Raw genomic sequence first — 685 nt, 5'->3', positions numbered from 1 at the left:
TTCTAATAGCGTCCTTGCACGTGCATCTGGCAGGTCTTCCCTCATGGGGGTGCTTCCGGCGATCGCGGCTAGGATCGTCCTGCCCAACCGCTCCTACTAGCTCACCTGTTTTAACCGCTTGTGGCCTAATTTGAGTTTCGTAGTGGCCCGTTATGGAGTAAGGATCCCATTGGTTGCTTGCTTGCGGAGGCTCCAATGTGTCGCATCCGCTTCCCAATGTTGGTAATGGCGTTCACGGCCGCAACATGGTCAACTTGCCAAGCCATCGGGTCTTTTCAGACTAAACCGGCGTTTCCCGTGGTGATGGTTGGTGTAGCATCTCCGTCAACCGTCAGATTGCCCGATGTGTCCGCAGGCGATCTCGTTGGCGGCTGCGGTAGGTGTCGCATCCGCGATCATCAAACACATGGTTGCCGTGGACCGGCCGATATCAGGTAAGGCATCGGCCAGTAAAAAAATCCTGTCGAAGCCCGTTGCAGTCGAGCCGGGTTGTAAGAGTGTTGCATTCTGAGACTTTATTACGAGAGGGCTTCCTCGCCGACTGAAACTGCCGCACTGGTCTACGGCAGTTACCGGATGTTGACACCACGAGGCGGTTGCGCCGGTGGCGCCCCCTCGTTGAGGTAAGGTAAGGTATGGTCGATGGGTGGTCGCTTTTGGACTGACCACGGCAGCGGCCTTGCCG

Annotated in this window: 1 protein-coding gene; it reads right to left on the bottom strand. The window is 56.8% G+C overall.

Translation table 11 applies throughout. The features are described from left to right. Positions 1 to 324: 324 nt before the first annotated feature. The coding region (locus tag NS334_RS18905) for a hypothetical protein (RefSeq protein WP_206542707.1) at positions 325 to 685 on the bottom strand (361 nt) is incomplete at its 5' end.

This window comes from Sphingomonas endophytica (assembly GCF_001476895.1).
GTDB lineage: Bacteria > Pseudomonadota > Alphaproteobacteria > Sphingomonadales > Sphingomonadaceae > Sphingomonas > Sphingomonas endophytica_A.
This window is presented reverse-complemented; position numbering and strand designations above follow the sequence as displayed.